Origin of the sequence: Alginatibacterium sediminis (assembly GCF_003610775.1) — a bacterium.
Lineage (GTDB): Bacteria > Pseudomonadota > Gammaproteobacteria > Enterobacterales > Celerinatantimonadaceae > Alginatibacterium > Alginatibacterium sediminis.
Map to the genome: position 1 here is coordinate 281,139 of NZ_RAQO01000002.1, position 16,011 is coordinate 297,149.

The 16,011-nt window shown below is 45.4% G+C and carries 11 protein-coding genes and 1 rRNA gene; 6 read left to right on the forward strand and 6 right to left on the reverse strand.

Features of this window, described 5'->3' with window-relative positions:
- Positions 1-2: 2 nt before the first annotated feature.
- Positions 3-1,127 carry an efflux RND transporter periplasmic adaptor subunit gene (locus tag DBZ36_RS02555; RefSeq protein WP_120353352.1) on the reverse strand — a complete coding sequence of 375 codons (1,125 nt, stop codon included), beginning with the start codon at positions 1,125-1,127 and terminating at the stop codon, positions 3-5.
- 3 nt (positions 1,128-1,130) lie between these two features.
- Positions 1,131-1,715 carry a TetR/AcrR family transcriptional regulator gene (locus DBZ36_RS02560; protein WP_158589013.1) on the reverse strand — a complete coding sequence of 195 codons (585 nt, stop codon included), beginning with the start codon at positions 1,713-1,715 and terminating at the stop codon, positions 1,131-1,133.
- Positions 1,716-1,863: 148 nt separating this feature from the next.
- On the opposite strand from DBZ36_RS02560, the gene rep reads away from it, so the two are divergent.
- Positions 1,864-3,882, forward strand: coding sequence for a DNA helicase Rep (gene rep / locus DBZ36_RS02565; protein ID WP_120353354.1), 2,019 nt, complete (start codon positions 1,864-1,866; stop codon positions 3,880-3,882).
- Between the two features lie 138 nt (positions 3,883-4,020).
- Complete coding sequence (locus DBZ36_RS02570; protein ID WP_120353355.1) at positions 4,021-5,169, forward strand: aminotransferase-like domain-containing protein; 1,149 nt, start codon at positions 4,021-4,023, stop codon at positions 5,167-5,169.
- 17 nt (positions 5,170-5,186) lie between these two features.
- On the opposite strand, the gene DBZ36_RS02575 is transcribed toward DBZ36_RS02570, so the two are convergent.
- Positions 5,187-5,426, reverse strand: coding sequence for a DUF2960 domain-containing protein (locus DBZ36_RS02575; protein WP_120353379.1), 240 nt, complete (start codon positions 5,424-5,426; stop codon positions 5,187-5,189).
- Between the two features lie 118 nt (positions 5,427-5,544).
- Positions 5,545-6,879, reverse strand: a complete 1,335-nt coding sequence (locus DBZ36_RS02580; RefSeq protein ID WP_147394988.1) for a pentapeptide repeat-containing protein — start codon at positions 6,877-6,879, stop codon at positions 5,545-5,547.
- Between the two features lie 216 nt (positions 6,880-7,095).
- Here DBZ36_RS02580 and DBZ36_RS02585 point away from each other — a divergent pair, with 216 nt between their 5' ends.
- Positions 7,096-8,166, forward strand: a complete 1,071-nt coding sequence (locus DBZ36_RS02585) for an efflux RND transporter periplasmic adaptor subunit (RefSeq protein ID WP_120353357.1) — start codon at positions 7,096-7,098, stop codon at positions 8,164-8,166.
- A gap of 3 nt (positions 8,167-8,169) precedes the next feature.
- Positions 8,170-11,292: an efflux RND transporter permease subunit gene (locus tag DBZ36_RS02590; protein ID WP_120353358.1), complete on the forward strand. Its 3,123-nt coding sequence runs from the start codon at positions 8,170-8,172 to the stop codon at positions 11,290-11,292.
- 30 nt (positions 11,293-11,322) lie between these two features.
- Here DBZ36_RS02590 and DBZ36_RS02595 read toward each other — a convergent pair whose 3' ends face one another.
- Positions 11,323-12,252: a LysR family transcriptional regulator gene (locus tag DBZ36_RS02595; protein WP_158589014.1), complete on the reverse strand. Its 930-nt coding sequence runs from the start codon at positions 12,250-12,252 to the stop codon at positions 11,323-11,325.
- 227 nt (positions 12,253-12,479) lie between these two features.
- On the opposite strand from DBZ36_RS02595, the gene yjeH reads away from it, so the two are divergent.
- Positions 12,480-13,748, forward strand: a complete 1,269-nt coding sequence (gene yjeH, locus DBZ36_RS02600) for an L-methionine/branched-chain amino acid transporter (RefSeq protein ID WP_120353360.1) — start codon at positions 12,480-12,482, stop codon at positions 13,746-13,748.
- A gap of 399 nt (positions 13,749-14,147) precedes the next feature.
- Complete coding sequence (locus DBZ36_RS02605) at positions 14,148-14,843, forward strand: PEP-CTERM sorting domain-containing protein (protein WP_120353361.1); 696 nt, start codon at positions 14,148-14,150, stop codon at positions 14,841-14,843.
- Positions 14,844-15,865: 1,022 nt separating this feature from the next.
- On the opposite strand, the gene rrf is transcribed toward DBZ36_RS02605, so the two are convergent.
- Positions 15,866-15,981: ribosomal RNA gene (gene rrf, locus DBZ36_RS02610) — 5S ribosomal RNA — on the reverse strand.
- Positions 15,982-16,011 lie beyond the last annotated feature (30 nt).

Below are 16,011 nucleotides of genomic sequence, written 5' to 3' on the forward strand. Positions count from 1 at the left end.
CTCTATTCGTTCGGCAATTCTTGCTTGCGATCGATAAACGAATCTTCAACCAAACGTACTTTGGCACCATTTTGTAGTCGTACTTGCCCTGCAACAACCACCTTCTCATGGCCTTCTACACCACTAGCAATCAACACGTCGTCATCAAGACGCTCGTCAATCACAACACTACGCTGTTTTACATGCAGTTCGGTCTCGCCACTGGCTTGGTTTTGACTTTCTTCAACCACAAAGACCGATTGTCCATAAAGGGTAAAATTAACCGCAATTTGTGGAATAACCACTCGGTCCTTAAGTACCGGAAGCCAAGCAACTACGTCTGCGTACATACCAGAGCGTAGCTGTTGATTACTGTTAGGAATTTCGGCTTGAATTTGAACCACGCCACTTTGAAAGTCTACGGTTGGTTCAATGGCCGAAATAGCGCCTACAAAGTTGGTATCGGGGTAGGCGTCGGTATGCAGCTCAATTGGCATATCGATATAGATTTGTGACAATTGCTTTTGCGGAACAATAAAGCGGATTTGCATTTTGTCCAGATTCTCAAGGCGAACGATATCGTTACCTGGCTGCAAATACTCACCTAAGTTAATTTGGCGAATACCCACAATGCCATCAAAGGGCGCACGGATTTGCTTACGTTTAATGGTTTCTTGCAAGGCCACCACATCGTTAACCAAGCTTAAGTACTGTGCTTCGGAGTCATCAAACTGAGTTTGTGAAACGGAGCCCTTACCCAACAAGGTACGGTTTCGAGTTAATTGACGCTTTAAAGCAGGTAAGCGTGCCTGAGCAGACGCAAGATTGGCTTTTTCAACCTTGGCCTCGAGCTCTACTAGTAGATCATCGGCTTTAACTTTATCACCAGACTGGAAGTGAATTTTATCCACTAAACCTGCAACCGATGAGCTAACGGTTACCCCTTGAAAGGGTTCGATGAAACCAATTGATTTTATCGAAGGTGTCCAGTCGCGAACCGTTGCTTGCTGAACTTCAACCGGTAAACTCGGTACCGGTCTAGCCGCCATGAACTCAGCAATCTTTTGTTGCTTGAACATATTAAAACCAAAAACACTGCCAAACAGTAAAACTGCAAACAGCAGTGCAAAAGCAATCCACTTTTTCATTTGTTACTCCGAAATCGATATAGAAGGATTCAGCGCGATGGCATCCCAACAGGCTAAAACCGCTAATTTTTGTAATTCTTGGCTCATGACTAAGCCTTGATTTGTACTTTGATGTGAAAACTCGCCAATCGGTCCGAAACCTAAACTGTAAAGAATAGGACCCGGTAGTGGTTTAAGCACGCCCTGTGCAACGCCTTGGCCAAAGAATTCGGTGAGGGGTGTAAAGAGGTCCATAAATTGCTGCCAGGAACTCTCATAGTCTGGTAATAAACGCATCATTTCGCGCAATTTAACTTTTTCTGGATAGCGCAAATGAAAATTATAGGAATTAGCCCATAGGTTTTCGAACTGCTGTTGAAAACTAAGAGTTGCATCATGCCCCGCAAGCAGCACCAGACTAAAGTCACGGATGTTGCGTTCTCGAAGCTTTGAGATAAGTTCAGACTTATCGGTAAAGTGAAGGTATATCGTACCCGCTGCTACACCGGCGTGTTTAGCCACTTTGCTCATGGACGTATTCATGATCCCTTGCTGCGCAATCACCTCTTCCGTGGCGTCCAAAATTAACCTGGTTTTATCGGGACTCATAGCTTCCACAAATAATGAATGAACGTTCATTCATTATTGTACTGCGTGTTTGCAACGCGCTGCAAGCAATAATTATCGCTATAAGTAAGGTGCGAGAGCTGAGAGTTCAGGTAAACTAGGCCGTTACGTTTGAAAATAGGTATTTTTGGTGAAGTTAAACCCCGCTCAACAACAAGCTGTCGAATTTGTCTCTGGCCCCTGCCTGGTACTTGCGGGTGCGGGGAGCGGTAAAACACGCGTAATCACCAACAAGATCGCCCACTTGGTGCGAGAGTGTCGTATGAGTCCTCGACATATTGCAGCGGTAACCTTTACGAATAAAGCAGCTCGTGAGATGCGCGAGCGGGTTGGACAAACCCTAGGTCGTAAAGAGTCTCGCGGATTAACCGTGAGTACCTTTCACACCCTGGGTTTAGATATCATTCGCCGTGAGCATAAACATCTGCGTTTAAAAGCTAATTTCTCCTTATTTGATGACCAAGACCAAGTTGCCTTGCTTAAAGAGCTAAGTATCGATCAGCTTAAAGAAGATAAAGACCTAATTAAGCAGCTGATTTCGCAAATATCGAATTGGAAAAATGACCTGATCTTGCCAAAACAAGCCAAAGACCAGGCCAGTGGTGAACGCGATCAACTATTTGCGCATTTATACCAAATCTATACCCAGCACATGAAAGCCTATAACGCCTTAGACTTTGATGACTTAATTGTTATGCCAACCATCTTACTGGCCACCAATCAAACGGTGCGTGAGTACTGGCAAAACCGTATTCGCTACTTGTTGGTTGATGAATACCAAGACACCAATACCAGCCAATACCAATTAGTGAAGTTGCTGGTTGGTGAGCGCGCACGCTTTACCGTAGTTGGCGATGACGACCAAAGCATTTATAGCTGGCGCGGGGCACAGCCTAAAAACCTAATGTTGCTGCAGACCGACTTCCCTCAATTGAAAGTTGTTAAACTTGAACAAAACTACCGTAGTTCGCAACGCATTCTAAAGTGCGCCAATATTCTGATTGAAAACAATGAGCATATTTTCGATAAAAGCCTGTTCTCGGAATTACCCTATGGTGAACCGGTTAAAATCATTTCTGCTAAAAACGAAGAACAAGAAGCAGAGCGGGTTGTAGCGGAGCTGATAGGACACCGCTTTATGAACGGCACTAGTTATAAAGACTACGCGGTTCTATATCGAGGCAATCACCAATCACGCCTGCTTGAAAAAACCCTAATGAATAACCGTATCCCCTATAAGATTAGTGGTGGTACCTCGTTCTTCTCGCGTAGTGAAATTAAAGACATTATGGCCTACCTACGGGTTATGGTGAATGACGAGGACGATAACGCCTTGTTGCGGGTAATCAATACGCCGCGCCGTGAAATTGGTCCAGCAACGATGGAGCGCATTGGTACCTATGCCAATGAAACCCACGTCAATTTATTCGAAGCCTGCTGCAAAGCTGACTTGTTGGCCGCTTTGCCGGCTCGAGCCCGTAAAGCTGTTGAAGGTTTCAGCCGCTGGTTAGTCGAGCTTTCAGACCGAGCACAGCGCGGAGAAGCCCAGCAAGCGGTGCGCGACCTCATCCGCGACATTAACTACGAAGACTGGCTCTACGAAACAAGCCCAAGCCCGCGCGCCGCAGAAATGCGGATGAAAAATGTCTCAGAGTTATTTCGTTGGATCACCGACATGTTAGAGGGCAGCAACGACAAAGAGCCGATGACCTTACCCCAAGTGGTCAATCGCTTAATATTGCGCGATATGATGGAGCGTGGCGAAGACGACGAAGAACTCGACCAGGTGCAACTGATGACCTTGCATGCCTCCAAAGGACTCGAATTCCCCTATGTGTATTTAATTGGTATGGAAGAAGGCTTACTGCCGCATCAAAGCAGCATTGATGAAGAAAATGTCGACGAAGAACGCCGATTAGCGTACGTGGGTATTACTCGCGCCCAAAAAGAACTGTTCTTCACCCTAACCCGAGAACGCCGGCAGTATGGCGAAACCTTCAAACCGGAGCCCAGCCGCTTTTTGTATGAGCTACCGCAAGATGATTTACAGTGGCCAAACGACAAGCGCGAAGTTAGCCCAGAGCAACGAGAAGCTAAGGGAGCCAAGGGAATTGCAGCGCTACGCGCGGCATTAGGCAATAAAGATTAATTGCGCTTAGCATTAGCAGCTAAGTGGTGAGCATTATCGGTTTAGACTTTAAGCCAATAAACCGATACTTTTTGACTTAATTTTGTAATGATGTGGTTACACGGATGTCATAACAAATAGTAAAACGATGAGAAAGAGATGATAGAGCCAAGCCAACGCGTACAAGAAACTAAAGAATCCTATATTCGTAATATCCTCAAAGTCATCCAACAACCAGGCATGTTATCGCTTGCCGGTGGTCTTCCCGATGCGTCGCGTTTCCCAAAAGCGATACTCGCGCAAGCAGCGCAGCACTTAGCGGATGACCCATCTATTTATCAATACGGCGCAACCGAAGGCTATGCACCGCTGCGCAAATGGCTGATTGATTCGCTCGCTTTGGCCGACGACGTTATGGTGACTAGCGGCTCTCAACAAGCTCTTGATCTCATTGCTCGCAGTTATTTAAACCCCGGCGATCAAGTACTATGTGAAGCTCCAAGCTACTTAGGAGCGCTACAGATTTTCGATTTGGCGCAAGCAAAGACACTGACGGTTAAAAGTGATAGCACGGGGCCTGATCTTGACCACCTTGAAAGCATGCTTAGCCAAAACCAAATCAAACTTTTTTACGCAGTCCCTGATTTCCAAAATCCTAGTTCAAGTTGCTGGACTTTGGAAAAGCGCCAAGGCGTTGCTTTGTTGTGCGAACGCTTCGATGTCGCCTTCATTGAAGATGCACCTTATCGCGAACTACGCTACAGCGGCGAAACGCTACCTAGCGTTAGTTCCTTATGTAAAGGGCAAGCGTTTTACATGGGATCGTTTTCGAAGATTGCTACGCCAAGCATGCGGGTTGGTTTTGTAATGGCCAGCCAAAAATTGCTGGAACCACTTAAGAAAGTCAAACAAGCCAGCGATTTGCACTCAGCATTGCCGATGCAACAAATGCTACTTGCAACCATCACTCATCCTGAATTTCCGGCGCATTTAGAGCAGCTTAAACAACACTATTGCGCACGCCGTGATGTACTCGTCGATGCACTAAATCGGCATTTGAGCGACTGGATAGATTTTGAAGTACCCGAAGGTGGAATGTTTGTTTGGGCCAAGCTTAAACAACACCAAGCTCATGATTTAGCTGCTAAAGCCCTAGATTACCAAGTGGCGGTTGTACCCGGTGATGAGTTTTGGCCAAGTGATGCCAGCATTGACTATCAAGCTATTCGCTTAAACTTTACTGCGCTTGATGATGCCCAGCTTGAACAAGCAGTTGAACGCTTAGCCGAAGTCATGTCAAACAGTTAAACCGGTGATGGTTTAGCTTAGTCTTTGATAAACTCGATATTGCTAAAACCCATGCGTTTGAACTCGCTGTCTCGGAATTCACGCATGGCGTTTTTACCTTTAGAATGCTGCAATACTTGGGCTTCCATCGCCAAATAGTTGCTCAGATCCACTCCTTCCGCAGCAGCTACCGCTTCTTGTAAGCTATTAAATCGGTCGTTAGCAAAGCCAATCGTTTTTACTACGTTGTTATAGGTGTAACGTATTTGTCGAGCCATCGGTATTGAAATCTCATCTTTTGAATTGCGCGCAGAATACCACCCTCGCTGACTAATACAAAAAATTTTCGCTTCTAAAGCACTCCGAGCTTGCGCACTAGAAGCGCAGCTCAATAATCTAGCTCACTCGGTTAGTTTTCTGACAACTAAGATCGCTAAAGCTTTGCTTTGGGTTCAACAATTTGGCGGCATTACTTTCAACACTGAGTAAACGATAGCTTCTTAAACGTTGGGCCCGATCTTCACCAAAACTGTTTTGATAAATATCGACAAGCTTATTCCACCGCTGTTCTTTGATAGTTGTTGATTCAAGCGCACCCTGCCAGGTTTGTAATTCACGCTGAACCAGCGGTGGAAACTCTGTAGTGTCGTCCCAGCGTGCAAAGGCTTTAAGATTACTAAGCACAAAATCCAATTGCCGCGCATCTGCTTGAGGGCCTATGCCCAAGGCCTTTTGCCCCAATTTTGTCCCTCGCAAGTCTGCGCCAATAAACCACGCACCCTGTGCTTGAATATCATCTTGGTATTTTCCATAGGGAGAGGTTTGCTCAGTAGCATCCTTGCCGTCATCACTTAAGTCCGCGCCGCGTAAATCGGCAAAGCTAAAGTCAGTTAACACATACTGTCCTTGACTAACAATCTTCCCACCAAAGTCACTGTTGTTGAATTGGGAATCTCGCAAATCCGCTGCACTAAAGCGCACCCCACTAAGTTTGGCCCCCTGCAGATTAGCCTGTCGCATAAAGACACAAGGAAATGAAGAAAAACTAAGATCGGTGTAGCTCAAGATAACGAGATCAAGCATTGCCCTATCGGGTTCAATCCAATAGTCGTCATGCTCGCCATCAAAGACCAATTGATTGAGAACAGCATGGCTCAAATCAACCCCAATAATACTAACGTCATAATCAATTAAGGTTGCTAAAGCATCACGTCGCCCGAGATCTCCCCACTTACCTTGAGCTCGATATATAGTCTCCCAAGAGCTATCAATTGCATTCACTTCGCGGTCATTGAATAGATAAACCGTTAAAGATATTAGCAGCAACCACATCGAGCCTTTATCGATAATATCCGCGCCATTAGAAAACCAAGATTTCAACACTGTTAATTGAGACTTGTAGTGGACTGATAAGGTCGAAGCCCACTGAGGGACAAAGCCATAAAGAGCTTTGAGTACTGGAAACACAAACCCTCGAAACCCAATCACCACAAACATAATGCATATAGAAAACTTCAAGACTTGGCTGGGATCACTCAGCAAACGCGTCCAGTTTCGTTCGACTTGGGAATAGTAATCACTTTGTTGAAGCTGCCAATCACTAACATCCAACAAGCTGTAATGGAAAAACCATAGCGCATAGACCATCAGTCCTAAACTGAGCGCTCTTTTGATCAAGGGGAAAAATACTTTTAGCCACAGTTGAGTCGCACTCAAGGGCCTAATGTTCAATGCCAAATCCGTGGCCTTATGTAATCGGTTGTTTTATCAGCATAATCCACACTGTGAAAGTTTGCGCTATCTAGATTAAATCTTGTTCAATAAAAGCAGTTCATATTTGAACTGCTGTAGGTTAGCCTATTAGCCCATCTTCGCAGTATGGTGGCATCAATTACTAAAATTTTTATCAAATAACAGCTCATATTGCTTTCGTATTGGAGACCACTAATGAAAAAAACTATGCTCGCCCTCATCACCCTCTCGGCATTAGTGGGATGCGCTCAAGAAAGCATCGAACCACAGCATCAGCAAACAACAATCACCACTGTTAAGGTACACGTCGCTCAAACCCAAACGGCTGAATTTACTGAAAAACACTCAGGACTGTTGCTTCCCAAGCATCAAGTTGATGTCACGAGCCGCACACCCGGTTACTTATTGAAAAGCTATGTTAATGCTGGCGACAAGATCGAAAAAGGCCAGCTGATGTACGAGTTGGATTCACTAGATTTTGAGTTGGAAAAAGCTGAACTAGAAGCGCAACTAGCCATCGCGAAAACACGCAGCGATATGGCGTCACGCGACCATAAACGTTCACAAAAACTAATTGGTAGCCTTGCTACGCAAGAAATAGAGGAAGTTGAAACACGCTTTAAGCTCGCGCAAGGACAAGTTCAACTGCTTGAACGCCAAATTGACCGAGTAAATCTTAGTATTGAGCGTACTACAATTCGTTCGCCTATCGCGGGTGTCGTTGGTGAAAAAAGCTTTGATATCGGCGCCATGATCAGCTCGTCACAAACTTTAAATACGATTGTTAACGACGAACAGCTTGAAGTCGTACTTAACATCGACGAGAAAAAACTACTGTCCATCACTGATGACCTTCGCCAAGGCAGAGCAGAATTTAAAGCCAAACTAAAGCTCATCGACGGTAGCATTTTACCCTCTGAAGGTGAGATAAGTTCAATCGACAATCATGTCGACCCAAGCACCGGAAGTCTCGCCGTTCGTATCGAATTTGATAACAATGGCCAAGCTTACGCCGGGCAATATGCAGAACTATTGGTGGTGCGTTCTGAAACGGCGATGTTGGTCCCGCAACAAGCAATCGTTAGTGACGCAAAAGCCGACTATGTTTATGTAGTTGAACACGATAAGGTTAAAAAAGTTGAGGTCACATTAGGCCAAGCATCCGCTGCAAAACGAGTGGTTCACGGCTTAGCTCTTAACTCAAAAGTCATCATCGAAGGACAAGCCAAACTATCTGTAGACCAAAGCGTCACGGTTGAGGGCTAGATCATGATTAGATTCTTTATCGATAGACCTAAATTCGCAATCGTACTCTCCATCTTAATGATGATGATTGGTGCTGCCGCTGTACTCAAGATGCCAATTGCACTGTATCCCAACGTTGCCCCACCAACCGTCAATGTCTTTTCCAACTATCGCGGTGCTAACTCACAAGTGGTCAATGACACTGTGGCCTCGGTTATTGAAAAACAAGTGAACGGGGTTGAGAGCATGATTTATATGCGATCCAATTCGGGAAACTCAGGACAGTATTCACTTAATGTCTTTTTCGATACCGATATGGATGTAGACCGCGCCGCAACATTGGTTCAAAACCGTGTCAATGCAGCGCTTCCGATGTTACCCGAGGCGGTCAAGCGTGAAGGTGTTTTCGTTGAAAAAGTTTCCCCCTCAATGCTGATGTTAGTGAGCCTTTACTCTCCAGATGCAAGCTTTGACGGTATTGATGTATCTAACTATGGCTCAAAATATTTAAAAGAAAGCTTAGCCCGAATCAATGGCCTCTCAAAAGTCGAGATTCTAGGTGAGAAAGAATATTCAATGCGCGTTTGGCTCAAACCTGAACGCCTATTAGCACTAGATCTTACTGCTGAAGATGTCATTCAAGCTATCAGTGTTCAAAACCAAACCCGTTCAGCTGGCTCTCTTGGTGCGGAGCCTGTTGTTGGTGACAGTCAATGGCAGTATTCAGTCACAGTCCGAGGCCGCTTAAAAAATGCCGATGAGTTTGCCAATATTCGCCTACGCACTAATCCCGACGGCTCACAGGTCCGCATTAAAGATGTTGCTGAGGTTAGTATCGGTGCCAACCAGTATTTGTACGACGCTTTCCACAACGGCAATCAAGCGGTGGCCTTGGCTATCTACCAAGACCCCAGCGCTAACGCCGTTCAAGTAGCACAAGGTGTTAAAGAACAACTTAAACAGCTCGGCCAAGACTTCCCTGATGGTTTGGAATATGCGATTGCCTATGATGCGACTGACAACATTAAGGTAACGATTGATTCCGCCCTTGAGACATTGCTGATTGCAGTACTGTTAGTCAGTGCTATTTCTTGGGTGTTTCTCGGTTCACTTCGCGCAACATTTATCGTTTGTAGCGCAATTCCAGTCTCGCTAATTGCAACCTTCTCGGTGCTACAAGCCCTAGGCATGTCAATTAACACAATCAGCCTCTTTGGTCTCATTTTGGCTATTGGCATCGTGGTTGACGCCGCCATCATCGTTGTAGAGACCGTTGAAAAAATAATGCACGAAGGTCAACACGATCCCAAGCTGGCTACCATAGAAGCGATGCAGAAAGTCTTAGGCCCTTTGATTGCCAGCGCCGCTGTGCTAGTCGCGGTATTTGCGCCGACAATTATGATGCCTGGCATGGTCGGTATTATCTTTAGCCAGTTTGGACAAACACTAGTTATTGCGGTGATCATTTCTACCTTGGTTGCACTAACACTAACCCCAGCTTTATCGGCAATGTTGATGAAGATCGAAACCAAACCCAAAGTATTACAACGGTTCGATCACGCTTTAGAAAGCTTCACCACCAAATTCGGAATGGTGGTTGGCATACTGTGTAAGCGGCTGCTGATTGCATTTTTAAGTATTGTGGCTCTGGTTGTTGCAACCGTTCTTGTTAATGGACAAATGGCACAAGCCTTGTTTCCGTCAGAAGACCAGGGGGTTGTATTCTCAGTCGTTGATCTGCCTAAAGGCGCTTCGTTAGAGCGCACCCGCAAGTCGGTTGCTAGCGTCACCCAAACCGTGCAGAGCCTTGATGGTGTTGCTAGTGTACTAAGCGTGCCCGGATACAATTTGTTCAATGAGGCAACTGATAGTTCTTCAGCTTTAATTGTAACTAAGCTCAATCACTGGAGTGAGCGCAGCTCAGAGCAACACCAAGATAAGATCGTTGCTCAAATTCAAGACGCAATCGATAACATGCCAGAGGGGCAAGGTATGGCCTTTGGACTACCAAGTGTTCCAGAGCTTGGGTTTGTTGATGGTGTCGAGTATATGCTACTCGACCAGAGAGGGCGCAATCCCGAAGAAATCGAACAGGCTTTGAATGAGCTACTCGATATAGCCAATCAACAACCCGAAATCGCCGCGGCATTCTCTACCTTTTCGGTAGACACACCTAATGTGAAGTTAGACATCAACGAAGAACGCGCAGCGATGAAAGGCGTGTCCTTTGCAAGCCTTGTAAACACCATTAATGCTCAATTTGGTGGAAGCTATGTCAATGACTTTACGATGGAAGGTCGCAACTACATGGTGATGGTACAAGCCCAAGCAGACCAGCGCCTAGACGAGTCGTCTTTAGACCGACTTTATGTACGTAATGAAGCCGGCAAGATGCTACGCGTTGGTAACTTAGTCGATACACATATCGAGTATTCCCCAGCGACCTTAGTACGCTACAACATCAATAATTCAGCATTAATTAATGCTATGCCAGCACCGGGTTATAGTAGTGGCGACGTTATTGCCGCCATGGAACGCGTGAGCGCCGAGCTTCCCAGTGGCTTTACCTATGAGTGGTCAGGTTTAAGTCGCCAAGAAAAAGAAGCCGGTAACGCCGCGAGTATCGCCTTTACCCTAGCGATGGTTATTGTGTACTTGTTACTCGTTGCCCAGTATGAGTCTTGGTTAACGCCTCTAGCAATCTTACTGCCCGTTCCAACAGCAGCATTAGGGGTTATGAGCTCTGGATTTTTTGTCGGTGGAACCATCAGCCTTTACACCCAAATTGCGTTGGTGCTTTTGATTGGTATGACTGCACGTAATTCAATCTTAATTGTGGAATTTGCTAAGCAACTTCGAGAACAGCAAGGCTATAGCTTAATTAAGGCCGCGACGAGCGCAACTCAACTTAGAATGCGAGCAATTTTAATGACTGCACTTAGTTTTGCCATAGGCCAAATACCGTTGATGATTGCTTCCAGTGCCGGTGCAGGCGCGCAACAGGCAATTGGCTGGGCAGCGTTCGGTGGCATTATCTTTGCTACGTTTGTCGGTTGCTTGCTAGTACCCGCCGCTTTCGTATTCTTCCAAGGCTTACGCGAAAAACGCAAGCCGGTGATGAAAGCCGAGGCAGCTTTACAACACTAATAGATCACAGGCAAAGAGCGCAATCTAAGTTCAAGCGCTCTCGTTACTATTTAGCTTATTTTTATACTTGTTACATAGATCAATCAGCGTTTGGGTGACAAACAGCATGAGATCTCGGTATTCATAGCTCTCCAACACCATCCAATCGATAAGTTGGATATTACTATTTGCAACGGTGTCTAAAGACACCGCTTGTAATACCCCCGCTTCAACATAGGGTTTTGCGGTAAAGTCAGGCAAAGGAGCTGCGCCTAAGCCTTGCGCTGCAAAAGCCGCAGCTTGGGAAAAATTTTGGGTATAGGAAGTACTTAAGGCCCAACTCTCCCATTGCAAACGACTCACATCGTTGGAACCCGTCTTGGGCCAAAACATACGATAAGGCGTGAAATCTGCAGCAACACGCGTTCCGTCCAACAGGGATAATGGATGACTGGGGTTTGCATAAATATTGAAACCAATCGTTCCAAGATTGTCGACTAAGAGACCTCGCAAGGTGGCATCTTCGCGTAGAACCAACAAGCCATCGACCCGTTGACTCATAAGTAAGCCATAGCCTTCAAATATCGAAGGCTGGGATATTTCAATATTTAAGTGTGGCCAACGCGTATAAACTTGGCTGAACAAATCCGCGATCAGTTCGTTGGGCAATAGGTCAGGGATTGCCAAGCGTAGTGTTTCTGGCATTGAGTCATCAAAGAGCTGTGATGCCAAAGTAGAAAACTGCTCTACAGTTGCCAGCGTCAGTTCTGCTCTCGAGAGCAGTCTTTTACCCCGCTCAGATATAAGCATGCTTTTACCCGACGCTTCGCGTACAAATAGTTTATAGCCGAGTTCATCTTCCATCGCTGCGATCACCCGGCCTAAAGTAGGATGCGAACGCCCGAGTTTTTTAGCCGCTTTCGTTAAAGAACCATGCTCAACTACGGCTAAAAATACTTGAATTGAATCACTATCAATCACACTTTCTTCCTTGGATAAATATAGCCAAACTACTATGCCCAATTCTTATAGGTATGAGCAAGCAAGATTAGCACGCTTCTCAAGCATTCAACCATGCCCTAAAAGCAGGCTTCACATGGACAATCAAAATTTCAGCATTTATATTCAGCTAGTGATCTCGCTCAACTATTTTGCTATTGGCTCTGATAGCCTACAACAACGCTATTCAAGGATGAATCAATATAACCATGCCTAATGCCCAGCTAAGTGTTTTCCAAGGTGCCAATCTTCTACTATCCGCACTACTTGGCTCCAGCGTACTGATTATTCCAGCACTCGCAGCAAGCGAAGCAGGACTCTATTCTCTTGTGGGCTGGCTTATCATCATTGCGGTGATGATCCCGGTGGTATTTACTTTCTCAGGACTAGGACGCCGCTATCCGCACGAAGGCGGAACCGCCCACTACGTTGCCCACGCCTTTGGCCCATCTCATTCCAAAGCTATCGCCTGGCTCTACTTAGCCATTGCACCGATTGGACCACCGGTTGTATTTATCACCGGAGCAAGTTACTTCTCCCAGATTTTTGGCGGCTTAACACTGCCCGCCTTAACACTAGAACTAGCGATGTTAGCGCTAGTTACCCTAATGAACTTCGTAAAGCTAAAAACGTCAGCCAAACTGCAATCGCTTATTTCATGGGCACTAGTTGTAGCCATCATTCTCGTCAGTATTAGTAGTTTGTTTTATCAAGACGCAACAATACAAGCCCCTATAGTGCCATTTGAGATAGGACATTTAGGCGCCGCAATCGCAATCATGTTCTGGTCATTTGTTGGTATTGAAGCTATCTGCCACGTTGCCAACGAGTTCAAAGATCCCAGCCGTGATTTTCCGAAAGCTGTATTTATTGGGGTTGGCGCAGCCGCCGCCTTATATATCGTGATTAGTTACGCCGTGGTGGTGCATGGTGCTTATGGTAGCGAGAGCAAAAACCTAAATTCCATCACCCATATAGCCGAAATTGGTTTAGGCGTGTTTGGCCAACGCTTAGTTGCCATCCTTGGATTTTTAGGCTGCTTCGCCGCTGTAAACTTATACCTCATGAGCTTTGTACGCATGCTTTATAGCTTGTTCGAGGGCAAAGGTAATCAACACCCATTAAGAAAGAAATCATCGTTAGGCATTCCAGTTGCCGCCTTATTCTTGGTAAGCCTCAGTATTGCACTAGTACTAATCACCAGAAATAACCTACAGTTTTCATTTGAAAGCTTACTCGCCATAGCTAACGCCATGTTTGTCGTTATATACCTAGCCGCGTCGCTAGCTGGCATAAAGCTACTCACCGGAAGCGTTCGCATTGCCGCAATAGCAGCCGCAATATTTTGCGCCATCATCCTCTACTTCACCGGAGTCTCCGGTCTACAAGCTTTGGGGATCTATCTTGTCTTTTTTATTTTAGACCATCTTAGCAATGCCTTTAATCGAACAAAGCCCAAAAGTTCACATTCGATATAGTTCTGTAAGCCGGATTAATCGCGACAAATACCTTAGAGATGTATCAGTCAGTTAAGAAAAGTCATAGAAAGGTTAATGCTAGATTCGTTTGCGCTCATGCAAGGTAACTAAGGAGCATAGACATGACCTACAGCTTTGTCAGAAATATTTACACTCAACTTAGCAACATACATTTATATAGTTTAACATTAATTTTCATGACGACAGTTTTAATAGAGAGATTGCTGAATCTAAGTAAGAGTCTGATATGTCGTGATTTTTTACACTACTTATAGGTAATAGATACGCACTCCATACCCCGTAAGGGATAGCTCTTTAGGCATATTAAATGCAGTACTTTTTACTCAGCCGTTCATTTCCTCATGCGCGGTACTGGAGATACCCTCACAAGGAGTAAAAATGAATAAGCTTACACCTCTATCGCTATTAGCCGCATTAGCTTTTTTACCATCATTTGCAAACGCTGGATTAGTAACGGTTGAATTCAATGACGGAGATTCATTGTCTGATTGGACTGTTGATCGAGCAGCGCCAGCTGGTTTCGAAATCGTGAATAATGAATTGGTTATGTCAATCGATGGAACCAGTTCTGACTCTAGTTTTCATAAAACAAAAGGGATGAAGTTAGACATAGGACGCGCGGATTATTTAGCCATCGATATTATGATTGACTCTGCCTGGGAAGGCGTCAATCGTTTCGGAGGAATCTGGGCAACTGCATTTAATTTGCTCGGTGGTATATCAGGCTGGCCGATATTAGAGTTTCAAGGTGATGATGGAATACAAGCCTGGGACAATAATGGCTGGCACGCAACTGATGCAAGCTATAATCCGGATGAGTTTAATAACTTTGCATTTCAAATAAATGATTTTGGCGTTGAATACTTAGTGAATGGCAATGTCATTTACACAGATCCAAATGACATCTACCAGACAGCATATTTTGGCAACGTCATTCTAAACGCTAAAGATGCTGGTTTTGAATACAATGTAAGGTATGACAACTTAAGCTACCGCACTGTCCCCGAACCCACCACTCTAGCTATTTTTGGACTAGCGTTATTAGGACTTACAGTTAAGCGCAAAAGATCATAGGCATATTAATAATAAGGCACCCTCAATAAGGTCGGGTGCCGTTGTCAAATTAAGACGAAATTAAACTTCTAACTATCCACCGCACCGCTCATACCGTTAACGCTCTGTTAAAAACCTAGCTAGTAAATCATCGACAATATAACTCTTCCGAGCCCAGCACACTTTTAACAAGTATGTTTTTCGCTAGCGATAGTAATTGGCGTGTAATTGGAGCCTAAGAAGGATGGTGTAAATGAACTTGGAACTGAGGTTTGTGTTGATTGTCTGCCTCCTACTTTCACAGTGAAGTCGGGGTTTCGAGAAGCATGGCTTCGAGCCTTGCGAGCGGGTTGAGCTTTCGGCAATATGCTCCTGCATTGGCTACTCTCGCCATCCATGGCGAGATACGATGGCACCATATGGAAATGAGAATAAACACTGTACTGATTCATCGCAGCTAAAGGTATTTCGCAAACACGTAACTTTTACAGAGTGGATTTAATGCAATTCGGATAGAGAAGTCTTTGGGAAGTTAGCGCCTACTTTCACAGCGAGCAAGGGAATTCGAGAAGCATAGCTTCGAGCCTTGCGAGCGGGTTGAGCTCTGCAAAACCCTTAACGGCCTATAAAAGATATAGAATAATGAATTAGCGGGATGAAGGTCTTTGTGCGCAAGGTGCGTTCCCCGCAAGTGGGTTTCTGCGCTGCCGACATGGATGTCGGTAGTAGAGCAATGCAGGAGCATATTGCCGTCAGCGCTTATACGAAAAAGGCCTCTGCGTGAGCAGAGGCCTTTCGTGTAATTGGAGCCTGGCAGGCGGAACAAGGAATTCGAAGAGCATTGCTCTGAGCTTGTGCAGCGGGAGCATCTACGATGCGACCTGATAGTAATGAGAAGAAGCACGGTAATGATTCATCGCACCGATTGATGTTCCGCAAACACCCAACTTTCACATCTGTGTTCCCCGCAAGTAGTCCTGCAACGCAGTTGCTAAAACGAAAAAAGCCCATCCGTTAGGATGGGCTTTCTCGTTTTAATAAGAGCCTGGCAGTGACCTACTTTCACATGGGGAAACCCCACACTATCATCGGCGCAATTGCGTTTCACTTCTGAGTTCGGCATGGGATCAGGTGGGGCCACAATGCTATGGCCGCCAGGCAAAAAACGTGTTGTCTTAAAAAGTCTGGA

What these genes read in the sequence shown, in the direction of transcription:
- DBZ36_RS02555 (WP_120353352.1), bottom strand. Translation starts at nt 1,127, where the DNA reads ATGAAAAAGTGGATTGCTTTTGCACTGCTGTTTGCAGTTTTACTGTTT.
- DBZ36_RS02560 (WP_158589013.1), bottom strand. Translation starts at nt 1,715, where the DNA reads ATGAGTCCCGATAAAACCAGGTTAATTTTGGACGCCACGGAAGAGGTG.
- DBZ36_RS02570 (WP_120353355.1), top strand. Translation starts at nt 4,021, where the DNA reads ATGATAGAGCCAAGCCAACGCGTACAAGAAACTAAAGAATCCTATATT.
- DBZ36_RS02575 (WP_120353379.1), bottom strand. Translation starts at nt 5,426, where the DNA reads ATGGCTCGACAAATACGTTACACCTATAACAACGTAGTAAAAACGATT.
- DBZ36_RS02585 (WP_120353357.1), top strand. Translation starts at nt 7,096, where the DNA reads ATGAAAAAAACTATGCTCGCCCTCATCACCCTCTCGGCATTAGTGGGA.
- DBZ36_RS02590 (WP_120353358.1), top strand. Translation starts at nt 8,170, where the DNA reads ATGATTAGATTCTTTATCGATAGACCTAAATTCGCAATCGTACTCTCC.
- yjeH (WP_120353360.1), top strand. Translation starts at nt 12,480, where the DNA reads ATGCCTAATGCCCAGCTAAGTGTTTTCCAAGGTGCCAATCTTCTACTA.
- DBZ36_RS02605 (WP_120353361.1), top strand. Translation starts at nt 14,148, where the DNA reads ATGAATAAGCTTACACCTCTATCGCTATTAGCCGCATTAGCTTTTTTA.